The organism is Kribbella sp. NBC_01484, assembly GCF_036227145.1.
Lineage (GTDB): Bacteria > Actinomycetota > Actinomycetes > Propionibacteriales > Kribbellaceae > Kribbella.
Genome location: NZ_CP109437.1, coordinates 6,009,500 through 6,029,741, shown reverse-complemented (window position 1 = coordinate 6,029,741; position 20,242 = coordinate 6,009,500). Strand labels below are relative to the sequence as shown.

Sequence of the window (20,242 nt, the reverse complement as noted above, 5' to 3'; positions counted from 1 at the left end):
ATGCGGCAGGGGAATGAGGGGCGGGGCTTTGCGGCCGTCGTCATCATCGTGCTGCTCGCGTTCCTGGCCGCGGGGACAGCGAGCAACCTGGTCCGCAATCCGCAACCGCGGCTGGTCGCCGACGGAGTCCCGGGCCGTACGGCGCCCCACACGACCTCGTCGCTGGGCGGTGGCGGCGAACAGTACGGCGATCTGATCCGTCACGCTCTGTCCGACCTCGACGCCCTCACCCTGCCGAGCGGCGCGACTCTCGCGGGCTGGGACGGGCCGTGGCGCTACGTCTGGCCGAGGGACGCGTCGTTCGTCGCCGCGGCCCGCTGCTCGATCGGCCAGTACGACGAAGCCTTCAAGGTGCTGTCCTTTCTGAACGGCGTCCGGCCGCGGACCGGGCGCTGGGAAGCCCGCTACACCGAGACCGGCGGCCTGATCGGCGACGGCCGCGAACCCCAGCTGGACGGCTCCGGATGGGTGCTCTGGGCAACATGGTTCTGCCGGGGCGGTAGCAGGTACTGGGAGCTGGTCCGCGAGTCGGCCGAGCAGATCGTCGCCGAGCTCAACGCGGACGGCCTGCCCGGTCCGTCGGCCGACTACTGGGAACGACCCGAGTCGCAGGTGACCCTGGGCACGGTCGCGCCGCTGCTGGCCGGCCTTCGCTGCGCGGTCCTGATCGCCACCGAGCAGCACCGCCCGGACGAGGCCACCCGGTGGCGCGCCGCGCTCGACAAGTTGTCCAAGGCAACTGATCGGGCCTTCGGGCCGGACTATCCACGCACCCCGGGCCGCGCGACGAGCTTCGTCGAGCCGGGCGTCGACCCCGTCCAGCTCGGCGGTGGCGCCGACGCGATCATCACCGTCCTGGGGCCGCCGTTCGCGCCGGCCCGGGAGGCCGTGTCCACGGCGATCGACCGGGCGCGCGCCGTACTGACGCAGCCCAATGGTGGTGTGACACCTGGTGAGGACTGGCGGGCGGACGGGGTTTCCTGGACACCGCAGACGGCGCTGTTCGCGCTGAGCGCGGCGGCTCGCGGAGACGACACGACAGCCGATGCGTTGCTGACCTGGCTCGACCGGCACCGCACCAGCACCGGCGCCCTGCCGGAGAAGGTCAACCGTGATCTGCAACCGGCCGGCGAGGCTCCGCTCAGTTGGACCGCGGCGCTGGTGGTCCTCGCCGGCACGGCGCTGCAGAACGCGCTACCGACTCCGGGTTAGCAGATCTCCATCACGTCGTGCGTCGGCGCGTCCGGTCGCGCCGTACTGGTTCTGGCCGAGTAGAAGAACGCGGTCGACGCGATGTCGTCCCGCAGCGGGAGGTAGCGGCCGCCCGAGTGCCAGCCCAGGGCCTGGACGTCGGCACGGAGCTTCTCCTTGAAGCGGATCGGGTCAGGCAGGTGGAAGCGGTACATCCCGAACCGCTGCTGGCTCGCGTACTGCCCGTCCGGCCGGATCACCTGCGGCATGCCGAGGTACGGCGTACTGAACTCGGTATAGCCGCCCAGGTGAGGGACGTCGAAGTTCCACGCGCCACCGAAGTAGTCCTCGGTCCCGGTACCGCAGATGGTCGGGAAGTCGTCGTCGCCGTCGAGGTAGAACTTCACCTCGCCCTCACCCCACCAGCCGCTGCTGTTGACGCCCCACGCGAGGTAGGTGCCGACGTAGTGCCCCGGACCCTCGACGCCGTCCAGCAGGGTGTGGACGGTCTCGTCCTGCAGCGGGTTGCTCCGGCGCCACTGCGCGTGCAGGTACGCCGACTTGTCCGGTACGGCGCCCAGCCAGTAGTCGACCTGGAAGTAGACGACGACCTTCTCGTCGTGGGTGTTCTCGAGGGTCAGCGTGGCCCGCTCGGTGAACGGCATCTCCCAGTAGCTGTTGAAGCCGCCGTTCGGGTTCACCGCGACGGGCAGCGAGTTCACCTGGGCGAACTTGCCCCAGCCGGAGCAGAAGAAGTCGCCGACGGGGGTCTCGATCGCTGGCGCCTGGTCGCCGTCCCAGTGCGCCCGCAGCACCAGCCGCCGCCAGTTGTCGACGTGCGTGGTCAGCCAGATGTGGGTGATGCAGCCGGACCCGGCGATGTCGGCCACCGTGGCGGTCTCGCCCGGACCGATCTCGATCGACGGCGAGACCTTCCAGCCCTGACCCAGATCCCGGGCCGCGTGGGCGCCGGTCCCCTCGGTCCGCCGCCCACCCTGGCCCGGCTCGCCGGTCGGGTTCTCCGCACTGATGGAGCGCGACTCGACGTCGGCGAGCGCGCTGATGCCGGACAGATTCCCAAGAGTCATAACCGCGACCTTAAGGCGGCCGTGGGTCGATGAGAAATCGATTGCCCGCCAACTGGAACGGGCTGTGCTTGGCGACACGGGATGGCGACGACCCGGATCGGGCGCCGAACGGGCGGATCCTGCGGAACGAGCCGCCGTCGGTGCTCGAGTACGAATGGGCCGGCGAGATCTTGACCTGGGAGATCACCGGAACGGCGGAGGGAAGCCGGCTCGTGTTCACCTGTCCGAGCCGGACGCCGCCGGACCGGCCGCCGCCGGGTGGGAAGCCGGGCTCGAGGTCGTCGAGGCCCAACTGGAAGGCATGCCGATCACCTGGAACCCACTGGACCGCGCCGAGGACCTCGCCCGCCGGACCTGACCACGCACCAAGGAAAGGAACAGCCGGGGCCAGCCGTGTGCCTAAACCACCGGGCGGCGGAGCCGCGTGCCTGAGGGCAGCCGGGACGTAGTCGCGTGCCTAAGGACAGGACGTATATCTGTGCTGTCCTGCCGTCCTCCGCCTGGGAGCCGGTCGGCGATGGCCGCTCGACCGACTACTTCCTGTCCTTCGGGTACAGCTCAGCAGGCGCGGACCTCGGCGTCGAGGCCGTGGACAAAGGAGACGCACGCGCGCGGGCGGCCCTGGTCGGGCTTGGCGCGGACGATGAGCGGGAACGCGTCCGCGCCACGGACCTGCGGGCTCTTCTCCGTCTTGAGCGAGCCGACGGCACCACCGCGGGCTTCGGCCGCGGCCTTCACGTCGGCGACCGTGACGGCGCTGCGAGCGTCCTTCACGGCCGCGTTCTTCGCGTCGGTCGCGACCGCAAGCGCGAAGTCGATCTCCGGCGGCGTCGCCCAGATTGTCGTCGTGACCGGGAAGACCAGGCCGAACATCAGCAAGCCGATCGCGGTGATGACCAGGCGGAACTGCCGGCTCTGATCGGTGAGCAACAGCGCGGCGCAGCACAGCGCGAGGAACAAGGTGAGCCCGCGCAGAATCCAGTGCCGATCGAGTCTGCTGTCCACCGCCAGCGCCGCACCGAGGGCGATCACCACACAGAGAACCGCGGCGAGAAGGGCACGGACGCGCGGCGACACGGATTGCATGCCGCAGACGATAACGCCCCACCGCAGTACCGGGCTCGTGGAGCGTCTCGTGACGCCGCGCATCTGTCAGAAGGAGGTCGTGAGGTCCTGCGTCCGACCGGTCGCGGAGGCTCGGTACGCGGACTCGATGATGTCGATCACATGGCGCGCGTGCTCGGCGGTGACGATCGAGGGCTTGTCTTCGCGGATCCAGTCGACCAGCTGCATGACGTCCTCATATACATGCTGCTCCTCGATCTCGCGATGCACGCCGGTCACGTGCGGAAGCAGAGCCTGGTTGCCCGTCCCGCGGGGCGAGAGCTCGGAGGGGTTCCGGTTGGGGAAGTCGAACGGCTCGCCGTTGAGCAGCAGTCCGTCGATCGTCCCGGTCGTTCCGTAGTACGCACCGCCGAAGCCGCCCCGCATCAATCCCGCGGCGGTGCCGGTCGCGACGCAGAAGAGGTTGTCGCCGAAGTCGATCAGCACGATGGTGTTGTCGTCGGCGTCCGTCTGGACATCCACTCCCCCGCTGGTGCGCACGGGAACCCGTACGCCGGACATCGCCGTCACTCGCTTGGCCGGACCGAGGATCCCGGTCACGGCGTGCAGCGCGTACACCGTCATGTCGTACATCGGTCCGCCCCCGGGCTTGCGGAAGTACCACGACGGATCGATGTTCGTCAGTACGTCGTTGCCGCCGCGCACGGACTCGTCCTCGTGGTAGGTGCCGAACGCCGCGCCGCAGCTCACCCAGGACAGCGTGCCGATGGCGCCCTCGGCGATCAGCTCGCGGGTCCGGACGTGGTGCGGGCGCAGCATCTCCCCCGGCGAGGCGACGATCCGCAGGTCGTTGGCGGCCGCGAGATCGATGAGTTCGGTCGCCTCGACGACCGTGATCGTCATGGTCTTGTTGAAGTGCACGTGCTTCCCGGCCTGCAACGCGAGCTTGCCCTGCTCGTAGTGCAAACCAATCGGCGAGGCGATCGTGACAGCGTCGACATCCCCACGAGCCAGCAGGTCCTCATACTCCGTAAACCCCTGCTCGACCCCAAACTTCTCAGCCGCCGCATCCGCCCGCCCCGGCACCGGATCGCACACCGCAGCAAGCGTCACCCGCCCCGCGAGATCCGCCTGCCCCAGATGCGGAAGAATCCCCCGCACCGAAATACTCCCCGCCCCGACCACACCCATCCGCACCGTGTCCGCCATGCACCTGATCCTCCCACGCGGCGCCACCCCGGCCCCTCCGTCGCCGCGCCGCCCCACGCTGCCTTCCGCAGGCAGCAGGCGCCTAGCTGGCTACCGGCTGCGTCGCTGCCACGCCGGCGAAGAGGTCGCGGGCGCGGTCAGCAGCCCCCTGGTCGGTCAGCACCTCCCCCGGACGGTTGCCATAGGCAAGTAGCTCGCCACCCCAGTGCATGCCCAGATAATCCGAGATCAGCCGCAGTGTTCCGAGCATCGGTTCGACCTCGGCCGGATCCTTCGCCGTGTGGGCGCAGATCGCCCACAGCGTCTTGCCCCGCATCCGGGCCCGGAAGTCCACTCCCGGCACTCGCATCCAGCCCGACCAGTGGTCGAAGTACTCCTTCACTGCCGCCGACACAGTGAACCAGTACAGCGGCGACGCGATCACCAGGTCGGTCGCATCCAGCGTTGCCTCCAGCAACCGCCGATGATCACCGCAAGGGATCGGATACACACCATCACCGTCGTGCCGGATGTCACGGAACGGCTCGAGGTCAAGGTCGCTCAGCCGCAGCCAGGTCTGGCCGACCTCGGCCGGCAGGTGTTCCGCCGCGGACCGCGCCAACGCCTCGGTATTGCCACCGGGACGCGTCGTCCCCTCCAGAAACAGGAAGCTGCGCTCCACCGGCTCACTCCTAGTCTATGCACATGCAACTGTTGCACAAGCTTACAGAGGGCGTAAGCCATCTGTCACCCCTCGGCCTTGGACACCGCCGCCGGCGAGGGGTTAGCGGAGTCTGGCGGCGGCTGCGCGTAAGCCGTCCAGCAGGGGCGTGGTGGGTCGGCCGATCAGGTGGCGCAACTGGTCGGTCGCCTCCGCCGAGACGCCGGCCGCGACATCCGCATCCAGCTGGACAAGGAAGTCGATGGTCGGTCCGTCGACGCCGCTCGCCCTGAGCACCTCGGCGTGTTCGGCCGGCGAGAGGTCCTGGTACGTCACCGGCGTACCGAGCACGTCCGCGACTGTCGCGGCGAGCTCGGGATAGGTCCATGACGTGTCGCCGGTCAACTCATAGGCCACGTTCTCGTGTCCGGCACTCGAGAGGACGACCGCGGCCGCCTCGGCGTAGTCGACGTGATCGGCGCTGGCCACCTGGCCGTCGCGCACACTGCCGATGATCGCTCCGGTGGTGCGGGCGGGCTCGAGGAACGGCACGTAGTTCTTGTGGTACGAGTTGTTGCGCAGGATCGTGTACGTCAGGCCGGACTCACGGATCATCCGCTCGGTGGCCTTGTGCTCGGCCACGATCGCGGTCTCACTCGTGTCCGCGTGTGGTGCACTGGTGTAGACGATGCGGGACACTCCGGCCTGCTGGGCGGCCAGGATCGCGTTCTCGTGCTGGGCCATCCGCTTGCCGAACTCGTTCCCGGAGATCAGCAACAGGACGTCGACGCCGGCGACGGCGGCATCGACCGCCGCACAGTCGTCGTGGTCGGCGATGCGGGTCTGGACGGACTTCTCCAGCACTACCGGCACCTTGTCCGGGTTCCGCGCGATCGCCACGACGCGTTCGGCCGAGGTCCGGGCGAGCAACTGGTCGACGACCAGCCTTCCGAGCAGTCCGGTGGCACCCGTGACCGCAATGAGATCCGACATGATGCTTTCCCTTCACAGCTTGCTATCGACAACAGTTCGTACTGCGAACCATAATAGTTCGTAGTACGAACTGCAAGTGTCCGGCAGGAAGGGTCCCCGGCATCAGGTCTGCGTCGCGGCACCGCCCGTCTCGTCCAACTCCAGGAAGACAGCGGGAACCTCGTTGTCGAGCACGACGCGGCCCAACAGGCCCGCGAGGGCGTCCCGCTCGCCGGCACTCAGGCCCGCAGGCAGTTTGTCGATGCGCCGGCAGGTCTCCGCGTAGAACTCCTCCGCGACCAGGTGGCCGCGCGACGTCAGGGCGACTCGCACTGCCCGGGTGTCCCGCGGATCGGGCTCGCGCCGTACCAAACCGTTGCGCTCGGTGCGATCCACCAATCCGGTCACGCTCGACTTGGCCAGCCCGAGCATCGTGCCCAGCGCGCTCATGCCGTACGGCTCGGCCATCAGCACACAGAGCAACTGCCCCTGCTGCGGCGTCAATCCACGCTCCCGGCTCGCCTGTGCGTAGACCGCATTCACCAGGAACGCCGAGCGAACCAGCCCGGCGACTACCCCGATCCGACCGTCATCATGCTTAGCCACCCTGCCACGCTAGCACTCGTTTCCCAGCTAATTCGTGGCACGAACTATCCGGCTCCGGTCAGCTCCATGGGTCAAGGGCGAGCTTGCCGGAGGTTTGGCCGGCGCCGAGGCTCCGGAGGATCGCCGGGCCGTCGGCCAAAGGATGAATCCGGGGAGTGCCCGGGCGATACACACCTTGGGCGATGAGAGCGTTGATCTCGTCGAGCAGAGCCCGGTAGAGGGCGGGCGCGGCGGTGGCCAGTACGCCGATATGCAGGCCTTTCACCTGGACCTGATGGGTGAACACCAAGTCGTGCGTGGTCAGGCCGGCGTCCCCGGAGGCAGCCCCGAGTACGACGACTCGCCCGGTGAAGGGCTTGGTGACCGACAGGCTGACCTCGAACGTAGCCCGCCCGACAGACTCGAGGACCAGGTCGACGCCGCCTGTCAGTTGGGTGATCCGCTCAGCAAGGTCGGGCCGTGCGCTGTCCAGGACCTCGTCGGCCCCGAGCAGGCGGACAGCGTGATGCTTCGCCGGCGACGCCGTGGCAATGACGCGCGCACCATAGTGACGGGCGAGGCGTACGGCGGCCTGCCCGACTCCGCCGGCCGCCGCATGGATGAGCACCGTGTCACCTGTCCTGATCTCGCCCAGTGGCCGCAGCGCGGCCAGAGCGGTCGTCCAGTTCAGGACCATGCCGAGAGACTCCGCGTCGCTCCAGCCGGAAGGGACGGGAAGCACTCCTGCGGCCGGCATCACCATGTATGCGGCGAAGGCCCCAGGGCCGACTCCGATGACGTGAGTACCAAGCGGGAGCGCACTTTCGACATCAGGTCCGACGCCGACGATTTCGCCGGCCGCTTCGAGGCCCGCGACGTACGGCGCCTGCGGTCCGCCCGCATAGGTTCCATACGTCTGCATGACGTCCGCGAAGTTGACTCCGGCGGCGCCAACACGAGTCAGGTACTCGCCCGTACCTGGAGTGGGGACGCCCTGGTCGGTGCTGAGGAGCAGATCCTCCGGCCCACGCTGCGACCGCTGAACCAGTGCCGGCATCGTCGTCCGTACGGCGTCTTGCTGGTCATTCATCGTCATGAGCCCGAAGCTACGAGCCTCACACTGATGTCAGGGTCAAGTCGATCGGGCGGTACGGCGGGCTTCGAGCAGGAAGGCATCGAGGGCCGACTGCTGGGAACCCAGGACTGCGATGCGTGCGGCGAGCCGATCGCGATAGCTCTGCACCTCGTCGAGGAACTCCGTCCGCAGCAGCTCCGCGCTCGCGTCGGGTGCGTCCACGAGCCGCGGCAGAACGTCCTTGATCAGTCGCACGGGCAGCCCGGACTCCAGCAGCGAGCGGATGACCTGGACACGCGTAATCGTGGACCGGCAGTAGTCGCGATACCCGTTACTGCACCGACCGGGGACGATCAGCCCTTCCTCTTCATAGAACCGCAACGACCTCGGGCTCACGCCACTGCTCCGGGCGGCTTCACCGATCTTCACAGTCGCATCCAACGTGCCCAGTTCAGGCGACATTCCACCCATTGCCCGACCGCGAACCCTTCGTGATTCCCGCAGCGGATCAGCGATGACGCCGATCCGCCGCGAGGTCGGCAGCGCCAGGATCGAGGGGAGTCCGCGCGAGCTGCGGGCGACGAAGTATTCGTAACAGGAGGTTCAGCCCGATGCAGTTTCAGGCCGACGTCCTCGGCTCCCACGTGGTCGCTCCGGCCGCGGCCGAGATCACCGCCACCGGCGCCGCGTACGCCGCGGGGCTTGCGACCGGGTTCTGGTCGGGGCTGGACGAGCTGCGCGCGAACTACACCATCACGCACGGCTGGGAACCGCACATGAGTGCGGACGAAGGGGCGCGCGGCGTCGCCGGCTGGCGCATCGGCGTGGAGCGGACCCTGGACCTGGCCGGAAAAACAGGCTGAGGAATCGAGTCCGCTCGACCGCGGACGCCGACCAGTCGATCGCGCGTGGGTTGGACCCAGTTGTCAGAACGGGAGTTTGGGTTGGGGTGGGGCGTGGGTGGGGTCTACGCCGTCGAAGAGACTGCTGACGGATTCGCCCTCGTGGATGCGCTTGATGGCCTCGGCGAACAGGCCGGCGACCGAGCTGACCTGGAGTTCGGGGAAGCCGGCCGGGCGCGGCACGGTGTCGGTGCTGATCACCTCGGTGATCGACGGGTGCGATCGCAGCCGCTCGACCGCGGCGCCGGCGAACAGGCCGTGGGTGCAGGCGACGGCCGCCTGGGTGCAGCCGCGGTCCTTCAGGCGGTCCAGCAGCTCGATGATCGAGCCGCCGGTGGCGATCTCGTCGTCGAGAATGATCGCCCGCTTGCCGGCCACGTCGCCGACGATCGCGTCGATCACCACGCGGTCGTCGGCCAGGCGTTGCTTGCTGCCCGCCGCGACCGGGAGGCCGAGCAGCCGGGCGAACAGCGTCGCCGTCTTCGCGTTGCCCAGGTCCGGGCTGACGACGACGGTGTCGGTCAGATCGTGGTCGCGGAAGTGGTCCGCGAGTACGCCGATCGCCGTGAGGTGATCGACCGGGACCGAGAAGAAGCCGTGCACCTGGGGCGCGTGCAGGGCCATGGTCAAGACGCGGTCGACGCCGGCCGTCACCAGCAGGTCGGCGACCAGTCGGCCGCCGATCGAGATCCTCGAGGAGTCCTTCTTGTCCGACCGCGCGTACGCATAGTGCGGCATCACGGCGGTGATCTGCTGGGCCGACGCACCGCGCGCGGCGTCGATCATCAGCAGCAGCTCCATCAGGTGCTCCTGCGTCGGCGGCACCAGCGGTTGCACGATGTACACGTCCCGCTGCCGGCAGTTCTCCTGCAGTTGCACCTGCAGACAGTCGTTGCTGAAACGATGGATTTCCACCGGTGCGAGCGGTACGCCGAGATCGGCACAGATCCGCTCCGCCAAACCAGTATGGGCACTTCCGCTGAACACGACGATCTCTCGCACGGCTCTCCCCGAACGCTGCGACCCCGACATCTGCACCCTATCTCGGGGCTCGGCTGATCAAGACCTCGGTGCTCAATTGACCAGGCGGGCGAGGGTTTCCGCGGCGGCGCGGCAGTCTTCGGTCGATGCGTCGAGGTGGGTTACCACGCGGAGGTGAGTGGGGCCGACGCCGCTGACCAACAGACCTGCGGAGCGGGCGGACTCGACCACTTGAGGCACGGGTGTGCCGGTGGCGGAGAGGTCGGCCACGACGATGTTGGTTTCCACCTGGTCGGGTTTGACCGAGCCGGGGGCGGCGTCGGCCAGGGTTTCCGCGATCAGGCGGGCGTTGGCGTGGTCTTCGGCGAGGCGCTCCACGTTGTGCTCGAGGGCGTAGAGGCCGGCGGCGGCCAGGACGCCCGCCTGTCGCCAGCCGGCGCCCAGGCGCTTGCGCCAGACACGCGCCTCACGGATCAGCTCAGTCGAGCCGACCAGGACGGAGCCGACGGGCGCACCGAGGCCCTTGGAGAGGCAGACGCTCACGGCGGCAGCGCGGGAGGCGTACGCCGAGGCCGGGACACCGGCGGCCACGGACGCGTTCCACAGCCGGGCGCCGTCCAGGTGGAGCGGCAGGCCGCGGGCGTCCAGTTCGTCGGCGAGAGCGTCGTACTGATGCTGGATGGCCCCACCACCGAAGTTGTGGGTGTTCTCGACCGAGACCGCCGAGGTGGTGACGAAGTACGGGCCGAGGTCCGGAGCGATCAGCGCGCGGATCTGCTCGAGGTCGATCTGTCCCGCCGGCGCTGACCACGTCCGCGTGGTGACCCCGCTGACGGCCGCGTGCGCGCCGAGCTCGGCGCGAACGATGTGCGCACTCGCTTCACACAGCACCTCGCCACCGCGAGGCACCAGCGCCCGTACGCCGAGCATGTTCGCGAGCGTCCCGGTCACGGTGAACAGCCCGGCCTCATGCCCGAGCAGCCCGGCGACTGTCTCCTCGAGCCGGTTGATCGTCGGGTCCTCGCCGTACACGTCGTCCCCGACCGGTGCGGACGTCATCGCGGCCAGCATCCCCGCCGACGGGCGGGTGACCGTGTCGGACCGCAGATCGATCATGCCCGCACGCCACGCAGCCGCTCGGCGACCAGGAAGGCCAGCTCCAGCGACTGGTGCCGATTCAGTCGCGGGTCGCAGGCGGTCTCGTACCGATTCACGAGATCCTCCGCGACCAGCTCCTCACCACCGCCGAGACACTCGGTCACGTCGTCCCCGGTGAGCTCCATGTGCACGCCGCCCGGCCAGGTGCCGACCTGCTCGTGGGCGTCGAAGAACCCCTGCACCTCGTCCATGACGTCGTCGAAGTTGCGGGTCTTGTACCCGTTCGGCGTCTCGTACGTGTTCCCGTGCATCGGGTCGCACACCCACGCGATCGGCGAACCGTGGTCCCGGACGGCCTCCAGCAGCGGCGGCAGCGCCGCGCGGATCTTGCCCGCGCCCATCCGGGTGATGAACGTGAGCCGGCCCTCGATCCCCTTCGGGTTCAGCTTGTCGATCAGGGTCCGGATGTACTCCGGCGTCGTGGTCGGCCCGATCTTCACGCCCAGCGGATTCGTCAGCGAGGCCAGGAACTCGACGTGTGCGCCGTCCAGCTGCCGCGTCCGCTCCCCCACCCACAGGAGGTGACCGGAGACGTCGTACGGCTGCTCGGTGCGCGAGTCGATCCGGGTCAGGGCGTGCTCGTACTCGAGGATCAGCGCCTCGTGTGACGCGTAGAAGTCGACCGTCCGGAACTCGTCCGAGGTTGCGCCGCAGGCCCGCATGAAGGCGAGCGCCCGCTCGATCTCGGACGCCAGCTGCTCGTAGCGGCGCCCGACCGGCGACGACTTCACGAAGTCGGTGTTCCACGCGTGCACCTGGTGCAGGTCGGCGTACCCACCGGTGGTGAACGCGCGAGTCAGGTTAAGCGTCGCAGCGGCCGCGTTGTAGACGCCCCGTAGGCGCTGCGGATCCGGGATCCGCGCCTCGGGGGTGAACTCGAGCCCGTTGACGGCATCCCCGCGGTACGTCGGCAGCGTGACACCGTCCCGCGTCTCCAGGCCCGAGCTCCGCGGCTTGGCGTACTGACCCGCGATCCGGCCGACCTTCACGACCGGCACGCTCGCGGCGTACTGGAGTACGACGGACATCTGGAGCAGAACCCGCAATTTGGCCCGGATGTTCTCCGCGGTCACACCTTCGAAGGTCTCCGCGCAGTCGCCGCCCTGGAGGATGAACGCCTCGCCGCGCGAGACCGCCCCGATCTTCGTGGTCAGGTCGTCGCACTCACCCGCGAACACCAGCGGCGGCAGCTTCCGCAGCTCGCCGATCACCTGATCCAGCACCGCCGCGTCCGGCCACTCCGGCTGCTGCAGCGGCTTCAACGCCCGCAACTCGTCCAGACTCGGAACCCCCGGCACTTCCCCCGCCGTCAACGTCGCAAATTGCATGCGCTCAGCCTAAGCCAGCCCCACCACCCCCTCCGTAACCCGTCTCACCACCCCACGACGCGAAGTGGGGAGGATCTCCCTCCCGATCTAGGAGGGAAATACCCCCTGAGCGCCGCAAAGCCCACCAAGGTCCGGCGAGGCTGTCCACAGGGGGCAAGTCATCGTCCAACGGGCCCGGTGTCGCGGGCATGTTGTCGGTGTGGAGGGATTACAACAGGCGGACGACGAGCTGGTGCGGCGGTTCGTCGAGCTGCGCGGTCGGCAGCAGGGTGCTTTCAGCCGCGCCCAAGCGGTCGCGAGCGGGATCGACGACAGCACGCTGGCGCGGCGATGCCGGAATCGGCAGATCCGGCGAATCCATCAAGGCGTCTACGTGGACTTCACCGGCCCCTTGCCGTGGGCGACCAGGGCGTGGGCCGCTTGGCTGGCGTGCGGCCCGGAAGCCGCTTTGACCGGTGAGACCGCGTTGCGATGGCACGGGCTCAGCGGCGACTGGGACGATCGGACGATCCAGCTCGCGGTTCCTCAGAGCCGCAAGCTGGAGCGTCGGTCCGGCATCCGGATCACCCGTCACCAAGACTTCCCTTCGTGGCTCCAGGACGGGCGCGAGCCGAGCGTGGTTCGACTGGAGGTGGCGGTGCTGACCGCGGCTGCCGGTCGTGTCGCTCCGGATCGACGGGTGGCGCTTGTTCTCGACGTCTGCCGGCAACGGCGTACGACTCCGGACCGTTTGCTCGCCGAGTTGGCCCGCCTCCCGCGACTCCGTGGGCGGGCAACGCTGCTGCAGGTCCTCTCGGACGCCGCGTCCGGTGTGCAGTCGTTCCTCGAGCAGACCTACCTGATCCGCGTCGAGCGTGCCCACGGTCTGCCAGCTGCCAACCGGCAAGTCCGCGCGACCTACGGCAAGCAGGTCAACTACCGCGACGTCGAGTACGTTCCGTACGACGTGATCGCCGAGGTCGACGGTCGCATGGGTCATGCTGACGCCATGTCGACCTGGCGGGACATGCGCCGGGACAACACCGCGATGCTCCAAGGCAAGATCACGCTCCGCTTCGGGTACCAGCTGGTTTCCGACCCCTGTGCCGCCGCCGGCCAGATCGCCGCGGCGCTCACCCTCCGCGGCTGGCCCGGCGTCCTCACCCCGTGCTCGCCGATCTGCTCCGCTCGTGGAGGCTTTTGAGCACCTCGGTGGAGGGTTTCTGGCGCTATTCGGTGAAAACCCTCCTACGACTGGGAAGCCCGGAGGTCAGGTGAGGGAGCCGGGGTCGGCGGGGACGTCGACGGCGTGTTCGCGGAGGACTGACAGGGGGATGGTGTCCAGGGAGCGGGCGTGGGACGACGCCAGTACGACGGGGGCCGCGGCGCCGGCGTGGTATGCCTGCAGCCAGCGGACCGCGACCACGCACCAGCGATCACCCGGCTTCAGACCCGGGAAGCCGAACTCCGGGCGCGGGGTGACCAGGTCGTTTCCGACCGACGTCTGATGGGCGAGGAACTCCGCCGTCATCACGGCGCAGACCGTGTGACTCCCGAGATCCTCCGGGCCACTCGTGCAGCAGCCGTCCCGGTAGAAGCCGGTGACCGGCTCGGTCCCACACTCCTCCAGCGGTTCGCCGAGGACGTTCAGGTCGCTGTCCATGGCGACATCCTGACCCGGACGGGCGGCAAAAGACCGTCAGCTGGCCTTGGTGTCGCGGAGGCGAACGTGCTCGTCGATCGATTCGCCGGCCTTGATCAGTTCCTTGGCCTTGTCGGCGTACATGTCGACGTACTCCTGGCCGGACAGCTCCATCAGCGCGTACATGATCTCGTCGGTGACCGAGCGGAGCACGAACCGGTCCCGCTCCATGCCCTCGTAGCGGGAGAAGTCCAGCGGCTTGCCGATCGCCACGCCCGGGCGGACCAGCCGGGGAATCCGGCGGCCGGGCTCACGGATCAGCCACTGCGGCCAGATCGTGCCCGGCGGCTGCAGCTTCTCGGTGTCGATCATCGCGACCGGGATCACCGGCACACCGGCCACGATCGCCATCCGGGCGACGCCGGTCTTGCCCTTGTAGAGCCGGCCGTCGGGCGAGCGGGTGCCCTCGGGGTAGATCCCGAACAGCTCGCCCTTCTTCAGGATGTCCAGGCCGGTGTTCAGCGCGGCCAGCGAGGCCCGCCCGCCGGAGCGGTCGATCGGGATCTGGCCGACCGACCGGAAGAAGGTCGCGACCAGCTTCCCCTTCAGCCCGGGCGCGGTGAAGTACTCCGACTTGGCCGGGAAGACGATCTGCCGGGGGACGGCGACCGGGAGGAAGATCGAGTCGCAGAACGCCAGGTGGTTGGAGACCAGCAACGCCGGACCCTCGGACGGGATGTTCTCCAGTCCGGTCACCTTGGGGCGGAAGAGCAGCTTCACCAACGGTGCGACCAGGAACCGCCTGAGGAACAGGTACAGCATCGCCTTCACCTCCGTCACTCGTCCGTCACGTCACACTCGGCCCAGTACCCAGTGTCCGCCCGCGGCGACAGTTGCGACAGCGCCGGCGCCCACCGTCGGTGCAGGACATTACGTTCCAGCTTCCCCCACAGGCAATGTCACCGCCAGGAATCCGGGTGTTGCTCACCGTGTTGTCACCTGGATGCAGACTGGACGCAGCCCAGATGCGACCATGGGCTGGCGCACAGATCCAGCCGTGACCCCGGCCGTGATCTGGCCGCCTGTGAGGACCCTGACCGGCGAGGAGTCGACGTGCCAGTGCAAGGCCACGCGGAGGAATACCGCAGTCCCGGGACCGGGGAGAACGCCGCCATCGGAGTCCTGCTCAGTCACGGATTCACCGGGTCACCGAAGTCGATGCGTCCGTTCGCCGAACACCTGGCCGCCGAGGGGTACGGCGTCGCCGTGCCACGCCTGCCCGGTCACGGGACCACCTGGCAGGAGATGAACAAGACCGGCTGGCCGGACTGGTACGCCGTCCTGGACAACGAGCTGGAGCGGTTGCGCAAGGAGCACGACCAGGTGTTCCTGGCCGGACTGTCGATGGGCGGCTGCCTGGTCCTGCGGCTGGCCGAGGAGCACAGCGCGGACATTTCCGGTCTGGTCCTGATCAACCCGTCGGTGCGGACCGACGACAAGCGATTGGTGCTGCTGCCGGTGCTGTCCCGGCTGGTGCCGTCGTTCCCGGGCATCTCGAACGACATCAAGAAGCCGGGTGCCGACGAGGGCGCGTACGACCGGATGCCGTTGCGCGCCCTGCACTCGCTGTCCCAGCTCTGGCAGCTCACCCGGGACGATCTCGCGAAGGTGACGCAGCCGGTGCTGCTGTTCCGCAGTACTGTCGATCATGTGGTGGAACCGAGCTCGGGGCGGACGGTGCTGTCCTCGATCTCGTCCCGCGACGTGACCGAGACCCTGCTCGAGGACAGCTATCACGTGGCAACTCTGGACAACGACGCTCCGCGGATCTTCGCCGATTCCGCGGCCTTCATCCACCGGTTGAGCGGTCGCAGCGATGCGTGACAACGGACTGACGGCGGCGCAGTACAGCTCACTCGGCGGCATCGACCCACTCGTCGCCGAGCCGGTGCTGGCCGCCCTGGCCGACGCCGGCATCGCCGCGTACTGCGGATCTCCCGGCGAGGCCCGGACCACGGAGACGTCCGAGGTCGACGCCCGTACGCCGGACTCCGCCGACGAGCCGCGGGCCGAGGCGGAGGCGACCGACAAGCCCGAAGCCCCGGCCAAGGCCGAGGAACCGGCGGCGGTGCCGGCCGGGTTCGAGGAGATCTTCGTCGACGCCGACGCGGTGGACCGGGCCCGGCCGGTGATCGAGCGGAGCACCGAGGACGCCGAGTGGGCGTCGCTGGTCGAGCAGTTCAGCGCACCGTCCGCACCCGGGCACGACAGCGGCGACACCGCGGTGCCGCGGTGGCCGGCCAGTGAGGACGTCGACGAGAAGTACGAGCCGCTGATCGACGTACCGGCGAGTCTGACCTTCGAGGACAAGGCCGCGGACGAGGACGAGGAGCCGGCGAAGAAGGCCGACGACCCGCACGACCACTTCGTCCCGCCGGAGCCGCCGCGCGGTCCGCGGCTGGACTGGATCAGCCGGCTCGCCTGGCTCGGCCTGATCGGCGGCCCGTTGCTGCTGATCGCGGCCGCGGTGCTCGAATTCGGCACCGGCCGGATCACGACCCTCGCAGTGGTCGGTTTCGTCGGCGGCTTCCTCACCCTGGTCATCCGGATGAAGGATCGGTTACCACCAGATGACACTCCCGATGACGGGGCCGTGGTCTGAGTTAGAGTGCGGATCGTCGGACAATCCGACGAATGCCGAGGGAGGTACCCGTGCAGGTCACCGAGACCGTCGAGATCACCGGCCACCTGATGGACACCGGGCTGCTGTCCCGAGTCCTCGACGACATCCGCGGGTACGGCGGTGAATACACGCTGGACAAGTTCGACCTCGGCTACGACAAGGACGACCCGTCCACGGTCCGGATGACGGTCGGCGCCGAGGACGAGGAAGCCCTCCAGCGGCTGCTGATGCGGATCCAGACCAAGGGCGCGAACCTGGTCAACCCGGGCGAGCCCGAGATCACCGAGGTCACCCAGGACGGCGTCTTCCCGGACGGCTTCTACTCGACCACCAACCTGCCGACCAGCGTCCGGCTGCACGGCCACTGGGTCCAGGTGCGGAACCCGGAGATGGACTGCGGCCTGCTGGTCGAGGGGGATGACGTCCGCACCATCCCGATGTCGGAGGTGCTGGGCGGCATGCGAATCATCACCAGCGCCCAGGGCGTCCGGGTCACGCCCCCGCTCGCCGAGACCCCCGAGGGCGGATTCGGCTTCATGGAGTCGGACGTCTCCAGCGAGAAGCCCCAGCGGGTCCTGGTCCGCCAGGTCGCGGACGGGATGCGCGAGGCGAAGGCGAACGGCGAGAAGGTGCTCTGGGTCGGCGGCCCAGGCATCGTCCACACCGGCGCGGCACCGGCCATGGTCGCGCTGGTGGAGGCCGGTTTCGTCGACGTCCTCTTCGCCGGGAACGCACTCGCCACGCACGACATCGAGTCGTCGCTCTACGGCACGTCGCTGGGCGTCGACCTGGACCGGGGCCGCGGGGTCGAGCACGGTCACGAGCACCACATCCGGGCGATCAACACGATCCGCAAGGCGGGTTCGATCGCGGCCGCGGTCGACCAGGGGGTGCTCACCTCGGGCGTGATGCACGCGCTGGTGAAGACGGGCAAGAAGTTCGTCCTGGTCGGATCCGTGCGCGACGACGGCCCACTGCCCGACGTGTACACCGACGTGCTCGAGGGCCAGCGCGCGATGCGCGCCGAGCTGCCCGGCGTCGGCTACTGCCTGATGGCCGCGACGATGCTGCATTCCGTTGCCACTGGCAACATCTTGCCGGCGTCCATCCCGCTGACCTGTGTGGACATCAACCCGGCCACGGTGACCAAGCTGGCCGACCGTGGTTCGTCGCACGCCCACGGCATCGTCACCGACGTCGGCCTCTTCGTCGAACACCTGGCCCGCGAACTGTCCCCGACGTACGCCGAGGTCAAGTAGACTGCCTGGCGATGTCACAGAGCTTCGAGGCCTTCCTGATCCGGTTCGAGGAGGCCAACACGGCCTTCGTCAATGGCGATGCCTCGTTGTGGCTGCCGTTGGTGTCGCGGAGCGAGCAGAGCTCGATCTTCGGTGGGTTCGGGGGCCAGGAGGTCGGCTGGTCGCAGATCGGGCCGCGGTACGCGTGGGCCGCCTCGCAGTTCCGGCCGAGTGGCGCGAAGGTCGAGTTCGAGTACCTCGAGAAGCACGTCGGCTCCGATACCGCCTACACCGTCGCGATCGAACGCTGCACCGTCCGGCATCTGAGCCAGCCCGAGGCGGTCCCGCACGTGCTGCGGGCCACGATGGTCTTCCGCGCCGAGGACGGCGAGTGGAAGATCGCCCACCGGCACGCCGATCCGCTCAGCCCTACCGCATCGCCGTCGGGACCCTGACCGGGTGGTGTTGGATGTGGGCATGACCGAGCTCGTGCAGCTGGATGTGACCGACGGCGTGGCCACGATCACGCTGGACTCCCCGCACAACAAGAACGCGCTCTCCCAGCAGCTCACCGGCGAGCTCCTGGAGCGGCTGGACAGCGCCGGGACCGACGAACTGGTCCGGGTGATCGTGATCCGCTCGGCGCTGGACGTGTTCTGCTCCGGCGCCGATCTGTCCGAGGCGACCACGGTCGGCATGGGTGTCGGCGCGCAGCGGATGGTCGACGTACAGCGCGCGATCGTCGCCAACCCCAAGCCGGTGGTGGCGCGGGTTGCCGGGCCGGTGCGCGCGGGCGGGATCGGGATCGTCGCGGCGGCCGACATCAGCATCGCCGGCGAGAGCGCCACGTTCGCGTTGACCGAGGTCCGGCTGGGGCTGGCCGCGGCGACGATCTCGCTCACCGTGCTCCCCCGGCTGACCGACCGCGCGGCGTCGTACACCTTCCTCACCGGCAACGGCTTCGACGGGATCGAGGCGGCGGGCCTCGGTCTCGTCACCCGCGCGGTGCCCGACGGGGAGCTGGACGTCACGGTCGACGCGGTCGTGCAGTCGCTCCTGAAGGGCGCCCCGCAGGGCCTCCGGGAGAGCAAGAAGCTGCTCAACCGCGAGCTCGTCGCCGACATCGATGCCCGCGGCAAGGACCTCGCCGGGCTGTCCGCCGACCTGTTCGGCTCCCCCGCGGCCCAGGAAGCGATGCTCGCCTTCCTGAACCGCAAGCGAGGCTAGCCGCTACTTCGGCACCTTGTCGTAGGCGGTCTGCTGGATCTCCAGGTAGCGCTTCAGGCCGAGACCGTCGAGACCCCTCACATAGGCGTCCCAGTCCTTGTTCAGGTCCTTCGAGCCGGTGATGAACTGCAGCGAGTTCTGCTGCACGTAGTTCTCGATGTTGGTCTGCAGCGTCGCGACCTCGTTGCCGAGCGACGGGTCGATCCACACCTTCCAGTCCGGGTACGCCTGCGCCTCGTCCTCCTTGCCGGAGTACAGCTTGGTCGCCTCGAAGAGCCGGCGCTCGTAGCCTGCCTCGCCGGCGCCATCGACTATTGCCAGCTCGACGCGGCTCGGCTGGGCAGCGTGAACGAGGTCCTGGCCGTGTACCTGCTGGGCCGCGTGGTTCGACGTACAGGGGATCCGGCAGCTGATCATGGAGGGCAGGCTCCGGCCCGGCGACCGGCGCAGTAATTCGTTTGCCGGTGCAGGAGGCCACTGGTGGACTGGCTGGCATGCCGGAGATCACCGAGGGGCAGCGGGCGCAGTTTCGGGAGCAGGGGTACGTCGTTGTCCCGGCGGTGCTGACCGACGACGAGGTCGCGGTGGGACGGCAGGTCGTCGCGCGAATGCTGGAGTGCGAGCCGCCTACGGGAGTCGGGGCGCACTTTCTGTGGCCGCGGTTCGACGGTGGGCATCCGTTGCTCGAGCTGTATCGGTCGGCCGGGATCGCGGAGCTGGCCGGGCAGTTCCTGCGGGCGGATCTCGACGTACAGGAGCCGGACTTCGCGCAGGTCGCGACGACGATTCCGCCGTGGCCGCATCGGCCGGGTGGGCCGCACGTCGACGGGATCACGCCCTGTCTCGACGACGGCACGCCGGGGACGTTCAGCATGCTCGCCGGACTGTGGCTGACCGGCCATGACGAGCCCGACCGCGGCAACCTCTATATCTGGCCCGGCACGCATCTCCGGCTCGGCGCCTACCTCGCCGAGCACGGCGCTGACGCCCTCACTCGCCTCGACGAGATGAACCCCGGGCCCTATCCGAAGATCCCCCTCGGCGACCCCATCCAGGCCACGGGCCCGGCCGGCAGCGTCCTCTTCGCCCACTACCTGCTGGCACACAACATCGGCGGCCACTCCGGCGCGGCAGACGACGTACGCCGCGAAACCCTCTACTACCGCCTCCAGGCCACCAACCACCGCGCCAACTGGCGTGACGCCGTCACCAACCCCCTCCTGGAGTTCCGCTCCTGAGCTCGGCTTTGTGCACGAGATCCGTACGGCGGAAGCGGTCG

The 20,242-nt window shown here is 68.8% G+C and carries 24 protein-coding genes; 10 read left to right on the top strand and 14 right to left on the bottom strand.

All coding sequences use genetic code 11. The features are described from left to right. Positions 1-1,212: a glucoamylase gene (locus OG555_RS29440; protein ID WP_329475802.1), complete on the top strand. Its 1,212-nt coding sequence runs from the start codon at positions 1-3 to the stop codon at positions 1,210-1,212. Here OG555_RS29440 and OG555_RS29435 read toward each other — a convergent pair. Continuing rightward, positions 1,209-2,279: a glycoside hydrolase family 172 protein gene (locus tag OG555_RS29435; protein ID WP_329475801.1), complete on the bottom strand. Its 1,071-nt coding sequence runs from the start codon at positions 2,277-2,279 to the stop codon at positions 1,209-1,211. The two genes, OG555_RS29440 and OG555_RS29435, sit on opposite strands and share 4 nt — an antisense overlap. A gap of 154 nt (positions 2,280-2,433) precedes the next feature. Between OG555_RS29435 and OG555_RS29430 the strand changes: the two genes are divergently transcribed. Then, positions 2,434-2,637: a hypothetical protein gene (locus OG555_RS29430; protein ID WP_329475800.1), complete on the top strand. Its 204-nt coding sequence runs from the start codon at positions 2,434-2,436 to the stop codon at positions 2,635-2,637. 200 nt (positions 2,638-2,837) lie between these two features. Here the strand turns inward: OG555_RS29430 and OG555_RS29425 are convergent, their stop codons facing one another. The 7 genes from OG555_RS29425 to OG555_RS29395 form a co-directional block, all read right to left on the bottom strand. Beyond that, positions 2,838-3,365 carry a hypothetical protein gene (locus OG555_RS29425; RefSeq protein ID WP_329475799.1) on the bottom strand — a complete coding sequence of 176 codons (528 nt, stop codon included), beginning with the start codon at positions 3,363-3,365 and terminating at the stop codon, positions 2,838-2,840. Between the two features lie 66 nt (positions 3,366-3,431). Continuing rightward, a complete protein-coding gene (locus OG555_RS29420; protein WP_329475798.1) occupies positions 3,432-4,553 on the bottom strand; it encodes a Gfo/Idh/MocA family protein in 1,122 nt (373 codons plus the stop codon). A gap of 82 nt (positions 4,554-4,635) precedes the next feature. Next, on the bottom strand, positions 4,636-5,214 hold the full coding sequence (locus OG555_RS29415) for a flavodoxin family protein (protein ID WP_329475797.1): 579 nt from the start codon (positions 5,212-5,214) through the stop codon (positions 4,636-4,638). A 102-nt stretch (positions 5,215-5,316) separates the two neighbouring features. Continuing rightward, positions 5,317-6,186, bottom strand: coding sequence for an SDR family oxidoreductase (locus OG555_RS29410; protein ID WP_329475796.1), 870 nt, complete (start codon positions 6,184-6,186; stop codon positions 5,317-5,319). A 102-nt stretch (positions 6,187-6,288) separates the two neighbouring features. Next, on the bottom strand, positions 6,289-6,771 hold the full coding sequence (locus OG555_RS29405) for a MarR family winged helix-turn-helix transcriptional regulator (RefSeq protein ID WP_329475795.1): 483 nt from the start codon (positions 6,769-6,771) through the stop codon (positions 6,289-6,291). A 58-nt stretch (positions 6,772-6,829) separates the two neighbouring features. Continuing rightward, a complete protein-coding gene (locus OG555_RS29400; RefSeq protein WP_329475794.1) occupies positions 6,830-7,846 on the bottom strand; it encodes a zinc-binding dehydrogenase in 1,017 nt (338 codons plus the stop codon). 36 nt (positions 7,847-7,882) lie between these two features. After that, positions 7,883-8,254 carry a MerR family transcriptional regulator gene (locus tag OG555_RS29395; protein ID WP_329475793.1) on the bottom strand — a complete coding sequence of 124 codons (372 nt, stop codon included), beginning with the start codon at positions 8,252-8,254 and terminating at the stop codon, positions 7,883-7,885. A 182-nt stretch (positions 8,255-8,436) separates the two neighbouring features. Between OG555_RS29395 and OG555_RS29390 the strand changes: the two genes are divergently transcribed. Continuing rightward, positions 8,437-8,688 (top strand): hypothetical protein, encoded by a 252-nt coding sequence (locus OG555_RS29390; protein ID WP_329475792.1) that lies wholly within the window; start codon positions 8,437-8,439, stop codon positions 8,686-8,688. A gap of 63 nt (positions 8,689-8,751) precedes the next feature. Here the strand turns inward: OG555_RS29390 and OG555_RS29385 are convergent, their stop codons facing one another. From OG555_RS29385 to OG555_RS29375, 3 genes are all read right to left on the bottom strand, one after another. Next, positions 8,752-9,729 (bottom strand): ribose-phosphate diphosphokinase, encoded by a 978-nt coding sequence (locus OG555_RS29385; protein ID WP_329475791.1) that lies wholly within the window; start codon positions 9,727-9,729, stop codon positions 8,752-8,754. Positions 9,730-9,801: 72 nt separating this feature from the next. Continuing rightward, on the bottom strand, positions 9,802-10,824 hold the full coding sequence (locus OG555_RS29380) for a threonine aldolase family protein (protein WP_329475789.1): 1,023 nt from the start codon (positions 10,822-10,824) through the stop codon (positions 9,802-9,804). Next, positions 10,821-12,194 carry a class II 3-deoxy-7-phosphoheptulonate synthase gene (locus tag OG555_RS29375; protein ID WP_329475788.1) on the bottom strand — a complete coding sequence of 458 codons (1,374 nt, stop codon included), beginning with the start codon at positions 12,192-12,194 and terminating at the stop codon, positions 10,821-10,823. Before OG555_RS29375 ends, OG555_RS29380 begins: the two co-directional genes overlap by 4 nt. 199 nt (positions 12,195-12,393) lie before the next feature. Here OG555_RS29375 and OG555_RS29370 point away from each other — a divergent pair, with 199 nt between their 5' ends. Then, a complete protein-coding gene (locus OG555_RS29370; protein WP_329475787.1) occupies positions 12,394-13,377 on the top strand; it encodes a type IV toxin-antitoxin system AbiEi family antitoxin domain-containing protein in 984 nt (327 codons plus the stop codon). 66 nt (positions 13,378-13,443) lie between these two features. On the opposite strand, the gene OG555_RS29365 is transcribed toward OG555_RS29370, so the two are convergent. Together OG555_RS29365 and OG555_RS29360 are read right to left on the bottom strand one after the other, a co-directional pair. Then, the gene (locus OG555_RS29365; protein WP_329475786.1) at positions 13,444-13,836 is read right to left on the bottom strand and encodes a DUF2237 family protein; all 393 of its coding nucleotides are present in this window, start codon (positions 13,834-13,836) and stop codon (positions 13,444-13,446) included. A gap of 36 nt (positions 13,837-13,872) precedes the next feature. Beyond that, entirely contained in the window at positions 13,873-14,655 is a 783-nt protein-coding gene (locus OG555_RS29360) for a lysophospholipid acyltransferase family protein (protein ID WP_329475785.1), read from the bottom strand. A 273-nt stretch (positions 14,656-14,928) separates the two neighbouring features. On the opposite strand from OG555_RS29360, the gene OG555_RS29355 reads away from it, so the two are divergent. From OG555_RS29355 to OG555_RS29335, 5 genes are read left to right on the top strand one after another with little or no spacing between them, the layout of a single operon-like run. Then, positions 14,929-15,699 carry an alpha/beta hydrolase gene (locus OG555_RS29355; RefSeq protein ID WP_329475784.1) on the top strand — a complete coding sequence of 257 codons (771 nt, stop codon included), beginning with the start codon at positions 14,929-14,931 and terminating at the stop codon, positions 15,697-15,699. Next, the gene (locus OG555_RS29350) at positions 15,692-16,477 is read left to right on the top strand and encodes a hypothetical protein (RefSeq protein ID WP_329475783.1); all 786 of its coding nucleotides are present in this window, start codon (positions 15,692-15,694) and stop codon (positions 16,475-16,477) included. Before OG555_RS29355 ends, OG555_RS29350 begins: the two co-directional genes overlap by 8 nt. Positions 16,478-16,509: 32 nt before the next feature. Then, the gene (locus OG555_RS29345) at positions 16,510-17,757 is read left to right on the top strand and encodes an ornithine cyclodeaminase (RefSeq protein ID WP_329475782.1); all 1,248 of its coding nucleotides are present in this window, start codon (positions 16,510-16,512) and stop codon (positions 17,755-17,757) included. Between the two features lie 11 nt (positions 17,758-17,768). Beyond that, on the top strand, positions 17,769-18,191 hold the full coding sequence (locus OG555_RS29340) for a YybH family protein (protein WP_329475781.1): 423 nt from the start codon (positions 17,769-17,771) through the stop codon (positions 18,189-18,191). 22 nt (positions 18,192-18,213) lie between these two features. Next, on the top strand, positions 18,214-18,963 hold the full coding sequence (locus tag OG555_RS29335; protein WP_329475780.1) for an enoyl-CoA hydratase-related protein: 750 nt from the start codon (positions 18,214-18,216) through the stop codon (positions 18,961-18,963). A 3-nt stretch (positions 18,964-18,966) separates the two neighbouring features. On the opposite strand, the gene OG555_RS29330 is transcribed toward OG555_RS29335, so the two are convergent. Beyond that, complete coding sequence (locus OG555_RS29330) at positions 18,967-19,380, bottom strand: hypothetical protein (protein WP_329475779.1); 414 nt, start codon at positions 19,378-19,380, stop codon at positions 18,967-18,969. Between the two features lie 77 nt (positions 19,381-19,457). Here OG555_RS29330 and OG555_RS29325 point away from each other — a divergent pair, with 77 nt between their 5' ends. Beyond that, on the top strand, positions 19,458-20,201 hold the full coding sequence (locus OG555_RS29325; RefSeq protein WP_329475778.1) for a phytanoyl-CoA dioxygenase family protein: 744 nt from the start codon (positions 19,458-19,460) through the stop codon (positions 20,199-20,201). The last annotated feature ends 41 nt before the right edge of the window (positions 20,202-20,242 follow it).